The organism is Thermus albus (assembly GCF_022760855.1).
GTDB lineage: Bacteria > Deinococcota > Deinococci > Deinococcales > Thermaceae > Thermus > Thermus albus.
The window spans coordinates 107,463-123,646 of sequence record NZ_JAKTNR010000007.1; the positions used below are offsets into that span (position 1 = coordinate 107,463).

Sequence of the window (16,184 nt, forward strand, 5' to 3'; positions counted from 1 at the left end):
GCTCCCGGGACAAATGCCCCGACTCTTGGGAGCCTGGTGGGCTGTCCCAAAGTCCCACTCTGGGCCCTAGGCTGGCCAAGCCTCCTTTCCCCTCCTGGGACCATCAGGAAGGAAGCCGAAACGGGCTTCTCAATCCCGCCAAGGCAACGGACCTCGCCTCCTCAGGGGCCCAGGAGAGGGCCAAAACCCCCCGGTAGGCCCTCAAGGCCCGTTCCCTTTCCCCCGCCAGGTCCAGGAGTTGGCCGAAACGCGCCAACACGTAGCCCGGAAGATACCCGGGGTGCTGGAAGTCCATGCGGAAGACCTCCTCCATGAGGGCCAGGGCCTCCCGCCACTCCCCCGCTGCCAGGTAGATCTGGGCCGCCAGGTAAAGGGCCTCAGGACTTCCAATCTGGAAAAGCCCCTCCAGAAGCCCTACCCAGTCGTCCCCTTCCTTAAGCTGCCAGGCCCGATCCAAAAGGGCCCTTTGGCGCTCGGCCTCCGTGGGCTCATGGACCTTGGGCAAGGCCAAGGGCAAGCGCTCCGAAAGGAAAAGGTAGTCCAGAAGCTCGGCTACCACCGCCCCCTCCTTGCCCTTTAGGGCCTTCACCACCCCCTCCATCCGCCTGGCCCGAAACCCCGTGGCTGGCCCTTCCCCAAAAGCCTGAACGAAACCCCCATACACCTGGCGTAAGCGGGAGAGGAAGCCCTCGGAGCCTAGGTCCTCTGGGGTAAGGGGAAGCCTAAGTAGCTGCAAAAGCTCCTGGTCAAAACCCCGCATCCTCTCCAGATGGGGCTTGCCCAAGGGATGCTGGGCCAGGGCCTGGCGGAAAGCCTCGGCCTCCCCTTTGAGGTGCGCCTCCTCGTCCAGGGCCACCACCGGGATTCCCCTTTCCTCCGCCCAAGGCAGGAGATGGAAAAGAAGCGGGTCTTCCTCCCGCCAAAGGCCCCCTTCCAGTTCCACCTCTGAGTGGGAGGCCAGGTACACAACCTTGGGGCGGGCCTCCTCCAAAAGGGCCAAAACGGTGGCGGCGTTGTAGCGTGGATGCAGGATGTGGAAGGGCCCAAGAGAAGGAAGCAGCATCCTTACCATCTTAGACCTTAGGGAAAGGAACTACCGCCTAGCGGTGCTCAACGGCTGGTCGGTGTGGCTGGGGGATACCCTTTTAAACCCCAACATCGTTCTCACCAGCTTCGCCGCCAAGCTGGGGGCCCCGGGAGCCTTGATCGGCCTTCTGCCCGCCTTGCTCCAGGCGGGGGGCATGATCCCCCAGGCCTTTTTGGCCTCCTACGTGGCCCGGTTTCCCCGGAAAATCCTCCTGTACCGGCGGGTTGCTGCCCTAAGGCTTTCCGGAGTACTTCTCATGGCCTTGTCCGCCTTCTCCCTGGGGAGCTGGCCTGGCCTGCTCCTAACGGGCTTCCTCCTCGGGCTTCTCTTGAACGCCCTTTTCACTGGGGTTTCCAGCCTTCCCTTCTGGGAGGTGGTGGCCAAGACCACCCCCAAGGAGCGCCGGGCCCACCTCTTTTCCGCCCGGAACCTGGTGGGAGGGCTCCTGGCCTTCCTGGCGGGGTTTGGGGTGCGGGAAATCCTGGCCCTTCCCCTCCCCTTTCCCCTGCCCTACGCCCTCCTCTTCGCCCTAGGAGCCTTGGCCTTCGGCCTGGGGTGGTACCTCTTTGGCCTCACGGAGGAACCCGAGGAACCCCCCAGGACCCATAAGCTTGACCTTTGGCTCCCCCTGCAAAAACCCGGCTTCCGCCGCTACCTACGGGTGCGCATTCTCCTGGGCCTAGCCGGTATGGCCGAGCCCTTCTATGCGGTGTACGCCGTGCGGGCTTTGGGCCAAGGGAAGGAGCTTGGGCTTTACCTCTCCCTTTATGCCCTCTCCTTCACCCTTTCCAACCTGCTTTGGGCCAAGCTGGGAAAGCGTAGCTCCAAGGGGGTGCTTCAGGCTGGGTCGTTCCTAGCCCTTTTCGCTCCCCTTCTGGCCCTTCTCCTGCCTCCCCCCTTTTTTGGCCTGGTCTTTCTGCTGCAAGGAGCCTACTTGGCCGCCTTGGGCCTTGCCACCACCACCTACCTTCTAAACCTGGCCCCCCCGGAGGAACGCAGCGCCCATATCGGCCTCGCCAACACCGTGGCCGGGCTCTTTGCCTTCTCTACCGTGCTGGGAGGATGGCTATCGGACCGGTTGGGCTTTCCCACCCTCTTCCTCCTGGCGGCCTTCTTCTACGCCTGGGCCCTTTATGCGGGCAGGAAGTTGCCGCAAGAGGGATAAGGCCTCACCCCCAGCTGGAAGACCGCCTTCCAGGCCCCCTAGGGACCAGGGGCTTCCCCTAGCGCGCGGGAAAGGTTTTCGCCGGCCTACCCCAGGGCCTCAAAGGGGGTTCGGGCCTAAGCTGGGCCGGTCCCAACCGGCCACCGGGCTGTGTATAGTAGGGTCCATGGTGGTCTACCTACCGGATGGAAAGGCCCTCGAGGTGGAGGAGGGCGCCACCGCCTGGGACGTGGCCCGGGCCATAGGCCCGGGGCTGGCCAAGGCCGCCGTGGGCGCCTTGGTGAACGGGGAGCTTTACGACCTCCTCAAGCCCCTTCCCCCGGGGGCCCAGGTCAAGATCCTCACCGAGAAGGACCCCGAGTACCAGCTCCTCTTCCGCCACACCCTGGCCCACGTGCTGGCCCAGGCGGTGAAGGAGTTCTTTGCCGAAAAGGGCTACGATCCGGAAAGCGTGAAGCTAGGGGTGGGGCCGGTGATAGAAAAGGGCTTCTACTACGACATAGACGCCCCCGAGCCCATCTCCGAGGAAGACCTCCCCGCCATAGAGGAAAGGATGCGGGCCATCATCGCCAAAGACCTCCCCTTGCGCCGCTACGTGTTGCCCCGGGAGGTGGCCCTTTCCCGCTACCAGGGCCAGGACCCCTACAAGACCGAGCTCATCCTGGACCTGCCCGAGGAGGAGGAGATCAGCTTCTACCAGCAGGGGGACGAGACTTACGGCTTCACCGACCTCTGCCGCGGGCCCCATGTGCCCTCCACGGGCCGCATCCCTCCCCATTTCAAGCTCACCCACGTGGCCGGGGCCTACTGGCGGGGGGACGAAACCAGGCCCATGCTGCAACGGGTCTACGGGGTGGCCTTCCGCACTGCGGAGGAGCTCAAAGAGTACCTCTGGCAACTGGAGGAGGCCAAGAAGCGGGACCACCGCCGCTTGGGACGGGAGCTGGAACTATTCCTCATAGACCCCATGGTGGGGAAGGGTCTGGTGCTATGGCTTCCCAAGGGCAACGTGATCCGCGAGGAACTGGTTGCCTTTATGCGGGAGGAGCAGGTAAAGCGGGGCTACCAGCTGGTCACCACCCCCCATATCGGGAGCCTCGAGCTCTACCGGACCAGCGGCCACTACCCCTACTATGCGGAAAGCCAGTTCCCTCCCATCAGCTTTAAGGAGCGGGGCGAGGAGGAGGAGTACCTCCTGAAGCCCATGAACTGCCCCCACCATATCCGCATCTATGCCTTTAAGAAGCGCTCCTACCGGGAGCTTCCCCTAAGGCTTGCCGAGTTCGGCACCGTCTACCGCTACGAGAAGGCGGGGGAGCTTCTGGGCCTCACGCGGGTTCGGGGCTTCACCCAGGACGACGCCCATCTCTTCTGCACCCCTGAGCAGGTGAAGGAGGAGTTCTTAGGGGTCTTGGATCTGGTGCTGAAGGTGCTTTCCACCCTGGGCCTAAAGGACTATAGAGCCCGTATCGGCACCCGGGACCCCAAAAACGAAAAGTACGTGGGCGACGAGGCCAAATGGTCCTTGGCGGAAAGGCAGATTGAGGAGGCGGCCTTGGAAGCCGGCCTTCACTACACGGTGGAGGAAGGGGATGCCGCCTTCTATGGCCCCAAGCTGGACTTCGTGGTCAAAGACGCCTTGGGCAGGGAGTGGCAGCTGGGTACCATCCAGGTGGACTACAACCTGCCCGAGCGCTTCGGCCTCACGTATGTGGGGCCGGATGGGGCCGAGCACCGCCCCGTCATGATCCACCGCGCCCCCTTCGGCTCCTTGGAGCGCTTCATCGGCATCCTGATAGAGCACTTTGCCGGGAACTTCCCCCTGTGGCTTTCCCCGGTGCAAATGGTGGTGGTCCCGGTTTCGGAAAAGCAGGAGGACTACGCCAAGGAGGTGGTCTCTAAGCTCAAAGAGGCGGGCCTCAGGGCCGAAGCCGACCTGCGCCCTGAGCGCATGCAGGCCCGCATCCGCGACGCCGAGGTGGGGAAGGTGCCCTACATCCTGGTGGTGGGGGACAAGGAAAAGGCCGAGGGCACGGTGAGCGTCCGCAGGCGGCTTCGGGGGAACCTGGGGACCATGCCCTTGGCGGCTTTCCTCGAGGGGGCCCTCAAGGAGTACAGGGAACGCCTTTTGGAGCCAGCCTTCTGATGCGGGCGAGATCCACCCTTTTCACCATATTTTTGGAATATGTCTACCCGGAAAGGCGTGCCCCGGTGCGGGACCTTATCGCCATGATGGAGGTCTTGGGCTTCTCCGAGGCTGCGGTGCGGGCGGCCCTTTCCCGGAGCGCCAAAAGGGGCTGGGTGGAGCCCCGGCGGCTGGGAAGGCTGGCCTACTACGCCCTTTCCGACCGGGTCTACTGGCAGGTGCGCCAGGTGCGGAAACGCCTCTACGACCCCCCCAGCCCCTGGGACGGGCGTTTCCTCCTGGTCCTGCCGGAAGGTCCCAAGGAACGGGGGGAGAGGGAGCGCTTTCGGCGGGAGATGGCCCTTTTGGGCTACGGTAGCCTGCAAAGCGGGGTCTACCTGGGGGCAGGGGTGGACCCTGCCGCCACCCGGGAGCTTCTCGCCTTTTACGGGCTTTCCGCCACCCTTTTCCGGGCGGAGCACCTGGGGGCCAAGGAAGAGGTCTTGCGGGCCTTCCCCTTGGAGGAAGCTTCCGCCCACTACCAGGCCCTCTTTCCCCAAGGGGTGCCCGAAGACCCCCTTGGGGCCTTCCAGGCCCTCACCCGGTTGGTACACGAGATGCGCAAGCTCCTTTTCCTAGACCCCCTGCTGCCCCCAGAGCTTCTTCCCCCCAACTTCCCCGGCTTGGCAGCAAGGGAACGCTTCCTGGCCCTCCGGGAGGTCCTTTACCGTAGGGCCGAGCCCTTTCTTAAGGAGCTTTCCCTTCCCTTCTCAGCCCTCTCACCCCAGGCCCGGTAACCTTTAGGGCATGAGGCGGCTTCTCTCCCTGCCCCTGGTCCTTTTTTCCCTCGCTCAGGCCCAGGTGGTCATCCCCTTTTGGCATACGGCAGGCCCCCCAGGAAACGTGGTGCTGGAGGAAGCCATCCAAAGCTTCAACGCCTCCCAGCGCACCTACCGCCTGGAAGCCCGGTACGTGGGGGACTACCGGGAAGCGGGGGTAAAGCTCCTGGCCGCTTTGCGCTCGGGAGGGGCCCCGGTCCTTTTCCACGGGGAGCTTTCCTTCCTGCCCCGCTTGGCCCAGGAAGGGGTAGCCTTGGCCCTGAACCCCTACCTGCAAAACCTGCCCAAGGACCTCTACCCGGAGATGCTGCGAACCACCCAGGTCCGGGGCCAAACGTATGGCCTTCCCCTGGGGCTTTCCGTGCCCGCCCTCTACTACAACAAGGATGCCTTCCGCGCCCGGGGCCTTAGGCCCCCCAGGACCTGGGCCGAGGTGGAGGAGGCCGCCGGTAGGCTCACCAGCCGCACCAGCAAGGGGCTTGTCATCTCCACGGACATCTGGAGCTTCAACGCCATCGTCATGAGCCTGGGGGGAAGCCTGGTGAAGGATGGCCTTCCCGCCTTCACCTCCAAGGAGGTGGTGGAGGCTTTGGAGATGCTTTACCGCATGGTGCAGAAGGGGCATGCCCAGGCCAGGAACCTGGCCGAGGCCCAGTTTGCCGTGGCCGATTTCCTGCGTACCAAGGCCTTCATGGGCATCGGGCCCACCACGGCCCTGCCCGTGGTCCTCTCCCAAACCTCCTTACCCTTCGCTGTGGGCCTAGCCCCCCTGCCGAGGCGGGAAGGGGGTGCGGTGCCCCTTTCCGGGGCGGCCTTGGCGGTGCTCAAAGGGGCAAGCCCCGAACAGGCCCGGGGGGCGGTGGCCTTCTGGCTCCACTTCCTGGAACCCAAACGCCAAGCGGGGTGGGTGCGCACCACCTGGTACCTACCCCTCAGGAAGGAGGCGGAAAGGGAGCTGGCCGATTTCCTGAAAGATCCCGAAAGGCAAGCGGTCTTCGCCCAGGCGGAGGTGGGGCGTCCCTGGAGCCAGGACCCGGAGCTGGTGGTCTGGTATAGCTACCTGGAAGAGGCCTTGGAAAGGAGCCTCAAACAGGGGGTAAGGCCCTTGGCGGCCCTCGAGGAGGCCCAGAAAAAAGCCCTGGCGGTGGAAAGGCGGTAGGGCACCTTCTTTATCTGGGCACCTGCGGCGCCCGGTGGGGGGAGAAAAGGCCTGATACCCCTCTGACAAGGAGGGTGGTAAAATCCCCTCCATGAAAAAGCTGGTTGCCCTGGTCCTCTTCCTCCTTCCCGGCCTAGCCCAGGTGGAGGTCTCCTTCTGGCACTCCATGGATGGCCCCGCGGGCCGGCTTCTCTCCAGCTTCGCCCAGGAGTTCAACACCCGGCAAGGGCTTTACCGGGTCAGCCCCCAGTACGCGGGGGACTACCGGGATACGGAAACCAAACTGGTGGCGGCCCTGCGCACGGGGAGCCAACCCGTGCTTTTCCAGGCGGAGATCAGCTTCTTCCCCCGGCTCGTGGGGGAAGGCCGGGCCGTGGCCCTGGACGCCTACTTGAACCTAGACCGGGCCTTCCTGGAAGACCTCTTTGAACCCGCCTGGAACTACGGGGTCATGGACGGCAAGCGTTACGGCCTTCCCCTGAATACCTCCACCCCCGTTCTCTTCTACAACCTGGATGTCTTCCGGGCCAAAGGGCTTAAGGCCCCAAGGAACTGGAAGGAGTTTGAAGAGGTGGCCAAGGCCCTTACCTCCCGCCAGGCGAAGGGCTTCATCTTCGTCACCGACCCCCAGGCCTGGCTTTTTGAGGCCATGGTGACCAGTCGGGGCGGGAACCTGGTGCGGGAAGGTAAACCCAACTTTACCTCCAAAGAGGCCCTGGAAGCCCTGGAGATGCTATGGCGCCTGAACAAGGCGGGGGCCCTTTCCGCAAGGAACATGGCCGAGGCCACCTTCGCCCAGCTGGACTTCGTGCGCACCAAGGGCATGATGGTCATGGCCTCCATCGCCAACTGGCCCGCGGCCGAGAACTTCTCCTTCGCCTTCACCCTGGGGGTGGCCCCCGTGCCCCGGGAGCCCGGGGGAAGGGTGCCCATGGGTGGAGCCCAGCTGGTGGTCCTGCGGGGGGCCACGGAAGCCCAGGTGCGGGGAGCCCTGGAGTTTTGGAGATACTTGATGGAACCTGCAAACGTGGCCCGCTGGGTGGAGGCCAGCTATTACGTCCCGGTGCGCAAGTCGGCCATCCCCCTCCTGGAGGGCTTCTATCGGGAAAACCCCTTCCGCAAGGTGGCCTTTGAGCAGATCGCCTATGCCCAGGAGCGGCCCCGCATCCCCCAGTTCTCCGCCTGGGCCAGCGTCCTGGCCGAGGCCCTGGAAAAGGCCCTAAAGGGCGGCGTACCTCCCCAGCGAGCCCTGGAGGAGGCCCAGAAAAAAGCGGAGGCCATCCGGTAACGCCCCTGGCAAACCCCCTAAAATGGCAGGGATGCGCCTAGGCTTTAGTCCCTTTAATGCGGAGATGGGTTACGAGGAGGCCTTCCGCCTGGCAGCGGAGCTGGGGCTGGACCTCGAGGTTCCCTACGACCTGCACGAGGTCCTGCCCCTTCCCGATGCTAAAACCCTCCGGGCCACGGGCGAGGCCTTAGGGGTGGGGTTCACCCTGCACCTGCCCTTCGTGGAGATGAACCCGGCCAGCCTCATCCCCAGCGTCCGCGCCTTGGCGGAGGAGCGCCTGAAGCGGGCCCTGGAGTTCGGCGAGGCCCTGGGGGCCAAGGTGGGCGTGCTCCACACCGGCCAGGTGCCCGTGCGCCACCCCATGGCCTTAAGCCTGGCCCGGGAGGCCTTGGAAAAGACCCTCTCCGCCCTCCTCCCCCTTCCCTTTCCTGTGGCTTTGGAAAACCTGGCCCTTTCCCCGGAGGACCTCCTCCGGGGTCCGGAAGAGCTAAAGGCCCTCTTAGAGCGTTTCCCTCAGTATGGCTTCTGCCTGGACGTGGGCCATGCGTTGGTGGAACTGGGCCCTAGGGGGCCCCTCCTCTACTGGGAGGAGTTGGGGGATAGGCTTCTTCACCTGCACCTCCACGACAACCACGGCCACAGAGACGATCATTTGCCGGTGGAAACCGGAATGGTTCCATGGGAGAGGCTAGTTCCCCGCCTAAGGACATTCCCCAATACCGCGGCCCTCGAGGTGGGCGGAAGCGCCTTAGGGGTGCGGCAAAGCCTGGTTCGCCTTCAGGTCCTCACGGCTTCCTGAACGCCATAAGCGGGACACATGTCCTTGGCGGGGTACGCTTATAGTAGTGAAGTGGGGGTTTGTACCCCCCTTCACAAAGGGAGGCGGAATGGTCGTAGACCGGATTGAGGTGTACCTGGATGGGGCCAGCGAACCCCTGGCGGTTCTCAAGGAACCCCCTTACCGGCTGAACCTGGACACCCGAAAGATCCCGGATGGGGAGCACGTCCTACGGGTGGTGACCCATTTCCGTGGGGGAGGCGAGGAGATAAGGGAGATTCCCTTCACCGTAAACAACTACCCCGACGTGATGGTCCTGGGCCTGGACGAGGGGAGCGAGGTGGCGGGGACCCTCGAGCTCCGCCTGGCGGTGGGGGAACCCGAGCTCCCCGTGGAGCCAGTGCGCTTCAACCCCATCTGGTACGTGGTGGCCTCGGTGATCGTGTTGGGCGGCATCTGGGCCTACTTCGCCCTAAGCCCAGCCGCGGAAACCGTGGTGGCCCAGGTAGCCCCGCCGGCCCAGGAGGCTCAAGCTCCCAAGGAAGGGAGCAGCCAGGCCGCGGCAGGAGTAGACCAAGCCCTCATGGAGAAGGGTAAGTCCATCTACGAGGCCCACTGCGCTGCCTGTCACCAGGCTAACGGTCAGGGGATGCCCCCAGCTTTCCCGGCCTTAGCGGGGAATCCTAACCTAAAGGACGCGCAGTTGATCTTAGACACCGTAAAGAACGGGCGCGGGGCTATGCCGGCGGTGGGTGCGGCCTTCACGGAAGAAGAACTTAAGGCCGTGGCCACCTACATCCGCAACAGCTTCGGCAACAGCTTCGGCCCGGTGGAGTAAGGAGGGAAGCATGTACCGCAACGACCCCATCCTCCCCACCTTCGCCCTCATCCTAGCCTTAGGCCTCTTCTACACGGCCTACCAGGATGGGCTCCATATCGCCCGCCTCCTGGGCCACACCCCGGAGGAGCTCTCCGTGGGCCAGATCGGCCTGATGGCCTTTGGCGCCGTCTTTCTCCTCTACGGCCTCATCGGCCTGGTTTCCTACTGGCTGGAGGGCATAGAACTTCGCCCTGGGCGCCATTTCCCCACCCCCTCCACCGCCCCCATGGTGGCCGGGGTAATCCTGGTCCTCCTCCTTACGGCCCTTTCCGGTTTCTTCGTCCGCCTCATCGTCTACTCCGCCCAGACCGGGCACAACCCCACCTGGCTCCAGGGCCTGGTCTTCGGGGCCATCAGCCTGGTGGTGGCGGTCCTTTTGGGCATCTACAAGAAGTACTTTGGCCGGGATGAGGTGGTTACCGAGGAGGAGAAAAGCCACTTCCCCTGGTAAGAGGTGAGGTATGGACGAACGCGAAATCCGCTTGCAACGATCCCGTCGGCGGCTTTTCCTGAAGACCGCCATCGGCACCGGAATCGGCCTTTCCCTGGTCTCCGCCTTCTACGTGGGGGCCAGCCTGCGCCCCAAGGCCGAGGTGACCCCAGAGAAGGAGCCCTTGAAGCCGGGGGACATCCTGGTCTACGCCCAAGGGGGAGGGGAGCCCAAGCCCATCCGCCTCGAGGAGCTGAAGCCCGGCGATCCCTTTGTCTTGGCCTATCCCATGGACCCCAAGACCAAGGTGGTAAAAAGCGGCGAGGCCAAGAACACCGTTTTGGTGGTGCACTATCGCCCCGAGGAGCTCTCCCCCGAGGTAGCCCAGCACAGCGTGGAAGGCGTGGTGGCCTTTTCCGCCGTCTGCACCCATCTGGGGTGCATCATAAGCCAGTGGGTGGCGGACAAGAAAGCGGGCCTCTGCCCTTGCCACGGTGGCGTCTACGAATTCGCCCAGGGGGCCAAGGTTATCGCCGGGCCACCCCCCAGGCCCGTACCCCAGCTTCCCCTTAAGGTAGAAGACGGCGTCCTGGTAGCTGCGGGAGAGTTCCTGGGTGAGGTAGGGGTTAAGGCGGACGGAGGCTTCTGCTCGCACGCGCACGTCTAGGGGGCAACCATGTACAAGTGGCTAGACGAACGCCTAGATCTCACGGGCCTTTACCAGAAGGTCTTGCGCAAGGCCTTTCCCGTACACCACTCCTTCTTCCTGGGGGAGATCACCCTCTTTGCCTTCATCGTCCTGGTGCTCACCGGCATCTTCCTCACCTTGAACTTTGAGCCCTCCATCCGGGAGGTTAGGCTCCCCGATGGCCGCACCGTGCCCGCGGCCTACGCCAGCGTGCTCTACATTGATAGCCTCCCCTTCGGGGCGGTGATCCGGAGCCTCCACCACTGGTCGGCCCACGTGATGATCGCTGCCGCCTTCTTGCACATGCTCCGCATCCTGCTTTCGGGAGCCTACAAGAAGCCTAGGGAGCTTAACTATCTGGTGGGCCTCGCCCTCTTGGGCCTGGCGGTGGTCACCGCCTTCACGGGCTATGCCCTGCCTTACGACAACTACGCCGTCACCGCCACCCGCATCGGCTACGGCATCGCCGCCTCCATCCCCTGGGTGGGGTCCACCTTGGCCCAGGTGATGTTCGGGGGGGAGTTCCCCGGTTCCGAGAAGGCCATTCCCAGGCTCTATAGCCTTCATGTCCTCTGGCTTCCCCTGCTTCTCATGGCCCTCATCGGGGGGCATATGGCCATCATGATGAAGCAGAAGCACACCCAGCCCCGCTATGCGGAAAAGGTGGCCCCGGGAAGAATCCTTGGCGTGCCCATGTACCCCCAGCAGCTGGTGATGATGGGCATCCTCTTCGCCCTTTACGTGGGCATCATGACCCTGATCGCCGGGGCTTTCCTTGCCCACCCCATTGAGGCCTTTGGCCCGCCCACCCCCAACACCCCCGCGGTCAAGCCCGACTGGTACTTCCTCTGGATCTACGGCATCCTGCAGATCATCCCCTCCACCTGGGAGTTCCACCTATTTGGGGCCACCATCGGGCCGGAGTTCATCGGGGGGGTGGTGATCCCGGGAATCCTGGGCCTGGTGGGCCTCCTCTTGCCCTTCGTGGACACCCGCAAGGATAAGATGCGCTACATGGAACTCCCCTCGGAGCACCCGGTGCGCACCAGCGTGATCCTAGCCCTTCTGGTCTTCTTCCTGATGACCACCCTAGCCGGGTACAAGATTGACTTCCAACAGCAGGGCTCCATCCTGGGGAACAACGCCGTGCTCTGGACCCTAGTCCTGGGCGGGCCCTTGCTCACCTACATCGTCTCCTACACCCTGCTCCGCATCTTCTTCGGGAAGGAGGAAGCCCCCCACAAGGCCTAGATAGGGTTAGAAGAAGGGCCCCCGCCACAGGTGGGGGCCATAGCGTTTCCCTCCGGTGTGACGACTCCTCGCTCTGAAGAGCGAGGCTTCTCGGTTCTAGGTTGGAGCGCCTATCCCCGAAGGCTCCGTCCAAGCCTGGAAAATTCCGTTCCGCGGCAGGCGAGCGCTATGCTCAAGCTCAAGATACGGGCTTTTGCCCGTGACCTGCCATGGGTGGACAGTGCTTCTGGTCCACGGGCATATCATAGCACACCTACCGCAAAATGTGCCGTGTGACCCTACGGGACACGTGGGGGAGTTAATGTAGCTTCGCTGACCCATGTATCCCCGGTTTGAAAACCGGGAGATTATAGCCCCCCACACCCCCCTTTTCTCTAAGAGGACTTTTCCTCCTCGAGGCCCAGGCTGGCCAGAAGGTCCCCGTAAAGGTCCCCCAGTTTCACGCTGGCGCTGGCCGTGGGCACCGCGGAGGCATCGTACAGGTTGTACTCGGCCACGGCCCCGTACTCGTACTCCCGGCGCTCCTCCCGGCGGGGTCCGGGCTTCCTCTTGCCCCGGGCCTCCTTGCCCTTGGCCCGGCGGGGCCGCTCTTCCTCCATCTTGGGAGGGGGCGGGGGCAGAAGGCGCTTGCGGGAGAGGGAGATACGCTGCTCCACGGGGTCTATGTTGAGGACCACCACCTCCATCTCCTCCCCCTTCTTGAAGAGGGCGGCGGGGTTTTCAATGCGGGCGTGGTCCAGCTCGGAAATATGGACCAGGCCCTCCATGCCCGGCTCCAGCTCCACGAAGACCCCGAAGTCGGTGATCCCGGTAACCTTGCCCTTGACCACCGTGCCCGGAGGATACTTTTCCGTGAGGAGTTGCCAAGGGTCGGGCTGGGTCTGCTTGAGGCCCAAGGAGAGGCGGCGCTCCGCGGGGTCCAGCCTCAAGACCACCGCCTCCACCTCCTCCCCTTCCTTCACCACCTCGGAGGGGTGCTTGGGCCTTTTGGTCCAGGAAAGCTCGGAAATGTGGATGAGCCCCTCGAGGCCCGGCTCCACCTCCACAAAGGCCCCGAACTGGGTGAGGCCCACCACCTTGCCCCGGACACGGCTTCCCACCGGGTACTTCTCGGCCACCGTGACCCAGGGATCGGGGATGAGGGCCTTGATGGAGAGGTTCACCCGCTCCTTCTCCGGGTCCACGGAAACCACCTGGGCCCGCACCTTCTGGCCCTTGTGGATCACCTCTTTGGGGTGGTTAAACCGCCCCCAGGTGATCTCGGAACGGTGCACCAGGCCGTCCACCGGACCCAGGTTCACAAAGGCCCCGAAGTCGGTGACGTCCACCACCGTACCCTCCACCACCTGCCCGGGCTGGAGGCTATGGAAAAAGGCCTCCTTGGCCCGCTTTTGCTCCTCTTCCAACACCGCCCGGCGGGAAAGCAAAACCCGTCCTTTCTTGCGGTGGAACTCGATGATCTTCACCAGGATCTGCTGGCCCACGTAGGCATCCAGGTTGGGGATGCGCTTGAGGTCCAGCTGCGAAGCAGGGATGAAGGCGGATACACCATCCAGGTCGGCAATCACGCCTCCCTTGACCTTCTCCTTCACGGTGACGGTCACCGGCTCGCCCTTCTCATAAAGCTCCCGGATGCGGTCCCAGTGCTCCGTGGCCTCTACCCTTTTACGGGAAAGGAAGACCTGGCCCGTCTCCGGGTCTACCTTGGTGACCTGGACCCGCACCAGATCCCCAGGCTTCAGAAGGGCCTTTAACTCCTGCTCAGGAAGGGACTTCTCTGTAAGTTCGTTAAAGGGGATGATGCCTTCCGTCTTCGCGCCGATATCTACCGCCACACCCTCTGAGCCCACCAAGACCACCTTGCCCGTCAGGACCTGCCCGGGGCGCACGCGTTTTTCCAAGCGGGCCTCGGTCTCCTGCAGGGCCTCTTCCATGCTGAAGGCCTTGTCTGGGGTCAAGTTGGCTTCGCTGACCTGGGTCGCCTTTTCTTCCATGCCGCCTCTTTCCTCCTTACGCGCCTTCTAGGGAAGGCGGGCGCATCTTGCGCACGTCCACACGAAAAGGAGGGGGAGAAGCCTCACTCCCCGCTTCCGTGGGAACCGGCCCCGAAGGGCATACCCTTCCTTTATACCACGTGGAGGTCCCCTTGCCAAGAGGCACCAGGCCCCAAGGGGTTGCGCCATAATGGGCCCATGGAAACCCTAGCCTGGATGCAGGCAAAGCTACCCGAGTTTTTAAAGGACCTCGAGACCTTCGTGCGCCGGGAATCCCCCACCAAGGACCCGAAGGGCCTTCAGGAAGCTGCCGCTTTCTTGGAAGAAGCCTTCGGGCCTCTCCAGGGGCGGCTTTCCCGTAAAGATACCCCCCTAGGCCCCATCCTCCTTTTGAAGCGGGAAGGGGAAGGGGCCCCGATCCTCATCCTCTGCCACTACGACACCGTCCACCCTAAGGGAAGCTTCCCCGAGCCCTTCCGCCTGGAAAGGGACCGGGCGGTGGGCCCTGGGGTCTACGACATGAAGGGGGGCATCATGGCCCTGCTCTATGCCCTCCGCCACGCGGAGGCCAGCAGCAGGAGGCTTCCGGCCTTGGAAATCCTCTTCACCCCCGACGAGGAAATCGGCTCCAAGGAAAGCCGGCCCCTGATTGAGGCGGCAGCGAAGAAGGCCCGGGCCGTTTTGGTCCTGGAGCCTCCCACGGCGGAAGGGGATCCCAAGGTGGCCCGAAAGGGGGTGGGGCTCTACCGCCTTAAGGCCTTGGGAAAGGCCGCCCACCAGGGGGTGGAGCCGGAAAAGGGGGTAAACGCCATCCTGGAGCTTGCCCATCAGATCGTGAAGGTGGCGGCCCTCGAGGACCGGGAGAAGGGCACCACCCTAGGCCCCAACGTGGTGGCAGGGGGCACGGTAAGCAACGTGGTGGCCGAGGAGGCCTGGGTGGAAATAGACCTCAGGGCCTGGACCCTGGAGGAGGTGAGGCGGGTGGAGGAAAGCCTAAAACATCTGACCCCTGTCCTCCCTGGGGCCAGGCTGGAGCTTTCTGGAGGCCTGAACCGCCCCCCCATGGAGCCCACCGCGGAAAGCCTGGCCCTCTTTGAGAAGGCCCGGGCCATTGGGGAAGCCCTGGGGCTTTCCCTACGCCCAGGCCGGGTAGGCGGGGGCTCGGACGGAAACTTCACCGCCGCCTTGGGGGTGCCCACCCTGGACGGCCTGGGCCTCCTTGGGGGGGATGCCCACCAGAAGACCGAGTACGTGGTGGTCTCGGAGATCCCCCGTCGCGCGGCCCTCTTGGCGGAACTCCTCTACGCTTTGGCCTAGCATGTGGTTCTTGCGCCCAGATCCCCATGTGAAGCCCGAAGGCCCCTTGGCCTTCCGGGTTAGGGTGCGCACCCAAAGCGGCGAGGTGGTGGAGCTCAGGCTCTCCAAATCCATGGAGATAAGCCCCGTGGAGGGAGGCTATTACGTGCGCAAGGAAATCGTGGCCCCCAAAAGCCTGGACCGGGCGGTGCTGGAGATCTGGTTTGATACCCGTTATCGTCCCACGCGGAAAAGTGTTGAGGGGGGTGAGCTTATACCTATCCGGGAATGGATGGGCTAGAATGGGGCCATGGAAAAAGTGCTGCTCCTTCTAGGCCTTGTGGTGATGGCCTATAACGTCCTCTACGGGTTCCGGCTAAAGCGGGCCATCCCCGGGGGGGTCATGGGGGAAAGGGGCGGGCAGATGCTCGCGCTTATCGCCTTCTTCGCCCTGGCCTACCTGGCAGTCCTGGTGCTCACCTGGAGCGAACCCAGTAGCCTCCTCCTGCTCCTACTTTCCCTGATCCTCCTCCTGGGGGCGGTCTTCGTCTACCTGGTCCTGCGCCTAGTGGACGCCATCGTGGCCTCCTTGTAACCATGGTCTTCCGCCGCAACCCCAGTCCTCCGGAAACCGATTGGAAACCCACTCCCGAGGAGTGGCGGGTCTACACCCTCTGCGACGGCCGGCGCACCGAGGAGGAGGTGGTGGGGGAAAGCGGCCTGGGAGACGAAGCCTACGTCATCCTGGCTGCCCTTCTCAAGCGGGGCCTGATCCTGCCTGTGGAGGGTCCCAGGGAGCTTTGCCAAAAGCTGGTGGGCCTCCTCAAGACCCGGCTCGGCCCCAAAGCGGAACCTTTTGTAACCCGGCTGGAGGGATGCCAAAGCCGGGAGAGCCTCGAGGAGGAGGCCCTCCGGGTGGCCCTAAAGGTTAAGCTCACCCTGGACCGCAAGACCGGGGAAGAGTTGGAAAGGGCCATACGGCAGCTCTTCCACTAATGCCCAGGTGGGGTGGAGGATGCCGCCAAGCTCCCTAGATACCTTAGAGAAAAGGGGGGTGTGGGGGGCTATAATCCCCCGGTTTTCAAACCGGGGATACATGGACCCCCACGTGCCCCTGCGTGGCACATGGCATGGTGGGGAGCAGATGTGTGGTACAATCCCCTTGGGGACAGCGTTCCCCGTGGACCTTGAAACTTGGAGTAGG

At 63.9% G+C, this 16,184-nt stretch carries 16 protein-coding genes; 14 read left to right on the plus strand and 2 right to left on the minus strand.

Annotated elements, in window-relative coordinates:
* Positions 1–103: 103 nt before the first annotated feature.
* On the minus strand, positions 104–1,072 hold the full coding sequence (locus tag L0D18_RS08560) for a tetratricopeptide repeat protein (protein ID WP_243028459.1): 969 nt from the start codon (positions 1,070–1,072) through the stop codon (positions 104–106).
* Between L0D18_RS08560 and L0D18_RS08565 the strand changes: the two genes are divergently transcribed.
* The 10 genes from L0D18_RS08565 to L0D18_RS08610 all read left to right on the plus strand — a co-directional run bounded on the left by L0D18_RS08565 (position 1,032) and on the right by L0D18_RS08610 (position 11,690).
* Entirely contained in the window at positions 1,032–2,252 is a 1,221-nt protein-coding gene (locus L0D18_RS08565) for an MFS transporter (RefSeq protein ID WP_243028460.1), read from the plus strand. The genes L0D18_RS08560 and L0D18_RS08565 overlap by 41 nt on opposite strands.
* 166 nt (positions 2,253–2,418) lie before the next feature.
* On the plus strand, positions 2,419–4,398 hold the full coding sequence (thrS, locus tag L0D18_RS08570; RefSeq protein ID WP_243028461.1) for a threonine--tRNA ligase: 1,980 nt from the start codon (positions 2,419–2,421) through the stop codon (positions 4,396–4,398).
* The gene (locus tag L0D18_RS08575; protein WP_243028462.1) at positions 4,398–5,174 is read left to right on the plus strand and encodes a PaaX family transcriptional regulator C-terminal domain-containing protein; all 777 of its coding nucleotides are present in this window, start codon (positions 4,398–4,400) and stop codon (positions 5,172–5,174) included. Before thrS ends, L0D18_RS08575 begins: the two co-directional genes overlap by 1 nt.
* A 10-nt stretch (positions 5,175–5,184) precedes the next feature.
* Entirely contained in the window at positions 5,185–6,375 is a 1,191-nt protein-coding gene (locus tag L0D18_RS08580; protein ID WP_243028463.1) for an ABC transporter substrate-binding protein, read from the plus strand.
* 91 nt (positions 6,376–6,466) lie between these two features.
* The gene (locus tag L0D18_RS08585) at positions 6,467–7,663 is read left to right on the plus strand and encodes an ABC transporter substrate-binding protein (RefSeq protein ID WP_243028464.1); all 1,197 of its coding nucleotides are present in this window, start codon (positions 6,467–6,469) and stop codon (positions 7,661–7,663) included.
* Positions 7,664–7,694: 31 nt separating this feature from the next.
* Complete coding sequence (locus L0D18_RS08590; RefSeq protein WP_243028465.1) at positions 7,695–8,462, plus strand: TIM barrel protein; 768 nt, start codon at positions 7,695–7,697, stop codon at positions 8,460–8,462.
* A gap of 88 nt (positions 8,463–8,550) precedes the next feature.
* On the plus strand, positions 8,551–9,279 hold the full coding sequence (locus L0D18_RS08595) for a c-type cytochrome (protein ID WP_243028466.1): 729 nt from the start codon (positions 8,551–8,553) through the stop codon (positions 9,277–9,279).
* 10 nt (positions 9,280–9,289) lie between these two features.
* Positions 9,290–9,772, plus strand: a complete 483-nt coding sequence (locus tag L0D18_RS08600; RefSeq protein ID WP_243028467.1) for a cytochrome C — start codon at positions 9,290–9,292, stop codon at positions 9,770–9,772.
* Between the two features lie 10 nt (positions 9,773–9,782).
* Complete coding sequence (locus L0D18_RS08605) at positions 9,783–10,418, plus strand: QcrA and Rieske domain-containing protein (protein ID WP_243028468.1); 636 nt, start codon at positions 9,783–9,785, stop codon at positions 10,416–10,418.
* A gap of 9 nt (positions 10,419–10,427) precedes the next feature.
* Positions 10,428–11,690 (plus strand): cytochrome b, encoded by a 1,263-nt coding sequence (locus L0D18_RS08610; RefSeq protein WP_243028469.1) that lies wholly within the window; start codon positions 10,428–10,430, stop codon positions 11,688–11,690.
* A gap of 374 nt (positions 11,691–12,064) precedes the next feature.
* Here the strand turns inward: L0D18_RS08610 and L0D18_RS08615 are convergent, their stop codons facing one another.
* Positions 12,065–13,684 (minus strand): 30S ribosomal protein S1, encoded by a 1,620-nt coding sequence (locus L0D18_RS08615; RefSeq protein ID WP_243028470.1) that lies wholly within the window; start codon positions 13,682–13,684, stop codon positions 12,065–12,067.
* A 198-nt stretch (positions 13,685–13,882) separates the two neighbouring features.
* On the opposite strand from L0D18_RS08615, the gene L0D18_RS08620 reads away from it, so the two are divergent.
* The 4 genes from L0D18_RS08620 to L0D18_RS08635 are packed head-to-tail and all read left to right on the plus strand — an operon-like array spanning position 13,883 to position 15,976.
* Complete coding sequence (locus L0D18_RS08620; RefSeq protein WP_243028471.1) at positions 13,883–15,001, plus strand: M20 family metallopeptidase; 1,119 nt, start codon at positions 13,883–13,885, stop codon at positions 14,999–15,001.
* Position 15,002: 1 nt separating this feature from the next.
* Entirely contained in the window at positions 15,003–15,281 is a 279-nt protein-coding gene (locus L0D18_RS08625) for a hypothetical protein (RefSeq protein ID WP_243028472.1), read from the plus strand.
* A 9-nt stretch (positions 15,282–15,290) separates the two neighbouring features.
* Entirely contained in the window at positions 15,291–15,575 is a 285-nt protein-coding gene (locus L0D18_RS08630; RefSeq protein ID WP_243028473.1) for a hypothetical protein, read from the plus strand.
* Positions 15,576–15,577: 2 nt separating this feature from the next.
* Entirely contained in the window at positions 15,578–15,976 is a 399-nt protein-coding gene (locus tag L0D18_RS08635) for a hypothetical protein (protein ID WP_243028474.1), read from the plus strand.
* Positions 15,977–16,184: the final 208 nt, after the last annotated feature.

Bases quoted from the DNA above. Each gene is read 5' to 3' on its own strand.
- L0D18_RS08590 (WP_243028465.1), top strand. From the start codon at position 7,695: ATGCGCCTAGGCTTTAGTCCCTTTAATGCGGAGATGGGTTACGAGGAG.
- L0D18_RS08600 (WP_243028467.1), top strand. From the start codon at position 9,290: ATGTACCGCAACGACCCCATCCTCCCCACCTTCGCCCTCATCCTAGCC.
- L0D18_RS08575 (WP_243028462.1), top strand. From the start codon at position 4,398: ATGCGGGCGAGATCCACCCTTTTCACCATATTTTTGGAATATGTCTAC.
- L0D18_RS08565 (WP_243028460.1), top strand. From the start codon at position 1,032: ATGTGGAAGGGCCCAAGAGAAGGAAGCAGCATCCTTACCATCTTAGAC.
- thrS (WP_243028461.1), top strand. From the start codon at position 2,419: ATGGTGGTCTACCTACCGGATGGAAAGGCCCTCGAGGTGGAGGAGGGC.
- L0D18_RS08610 (WP_243028469.1), top strand. From the start codon at position 10,428: ATGTACAAGTGGCTAGACGAACGCCTAGATCTCACGGGCCTTTACCAG.
- L0D18_RS08615 (WP_243028470.1), bottom strand. From the start codon at position 13,684: ATGGAAGAAAAGGCGACCCAGGTCAGCGAAGCCAACTTGACCCCAGAC.
- L0D18_RS08635 (WP_243028474.1), top strand. From the start codon at position 15,578: ATGGTCTTCCGCCGCAACCCCAGTCCTCCGGAAACCGATTGGAAACCC.
- L0D18_RS08580 (WP_243028463.1), top strand. From the start codon at position 5,185: ATGAGGCGGCTTCTCTCCCTGCCCCTGGTCCTTTTTTCCCTCGCTCAG.
- L0D18_RS08605 (WP_243028468.1), top strand. From the start codon at position 9,783: ATGGACGAACGCGAAATCCGCTTGCAACGATCCCGTCGGCGGCTTTTC.
- L0D18_RS08585 (WP_243028464.1), top strand. From the start codon at position 6,467: ATGAAAAAGCTGGTTGCCCTGGTCCTCTTCCTCCTTCCCGGCCTAGCC.
- L0D18_RS08595 (WP_243028466.1), top strand. From the start codon at position 8,551: ATGGTCGTAGACCGGATTGAGGTGTACCTGGATGGGGCCAGCGAACCC.
- L0D18_RS08625 (WP_243028472.1), top strand. From the start codon at position 15,003: ATGTGGTTCTTGCGCCCAGATCCCCATGTGAAGCCCGAAGGCCCCTTG.
- L0D18_RS08560 (WP_243028459.1), bottom strand. From the start codon at position 1,072: ATGGTAAGGATGCTGCTTCCTTCTCTTGGGCCCTTCCACATCCTGCAT.
- L0D18_RS08620 (WP_243028471.1), top strand. From the start codon at position 13,883: ATGGAAACCCTAGCCTGGATGCAGGCAAAGCTACCCGAGTTTTTAAAG.
- L0D18_RS08630 (WP_243028473.1), top strand. From the start codon at position 15,291: ATGGAAAAAGTGCTGCTCCTTCTAGGCCTTGTGGTGATGGCCTATAAC.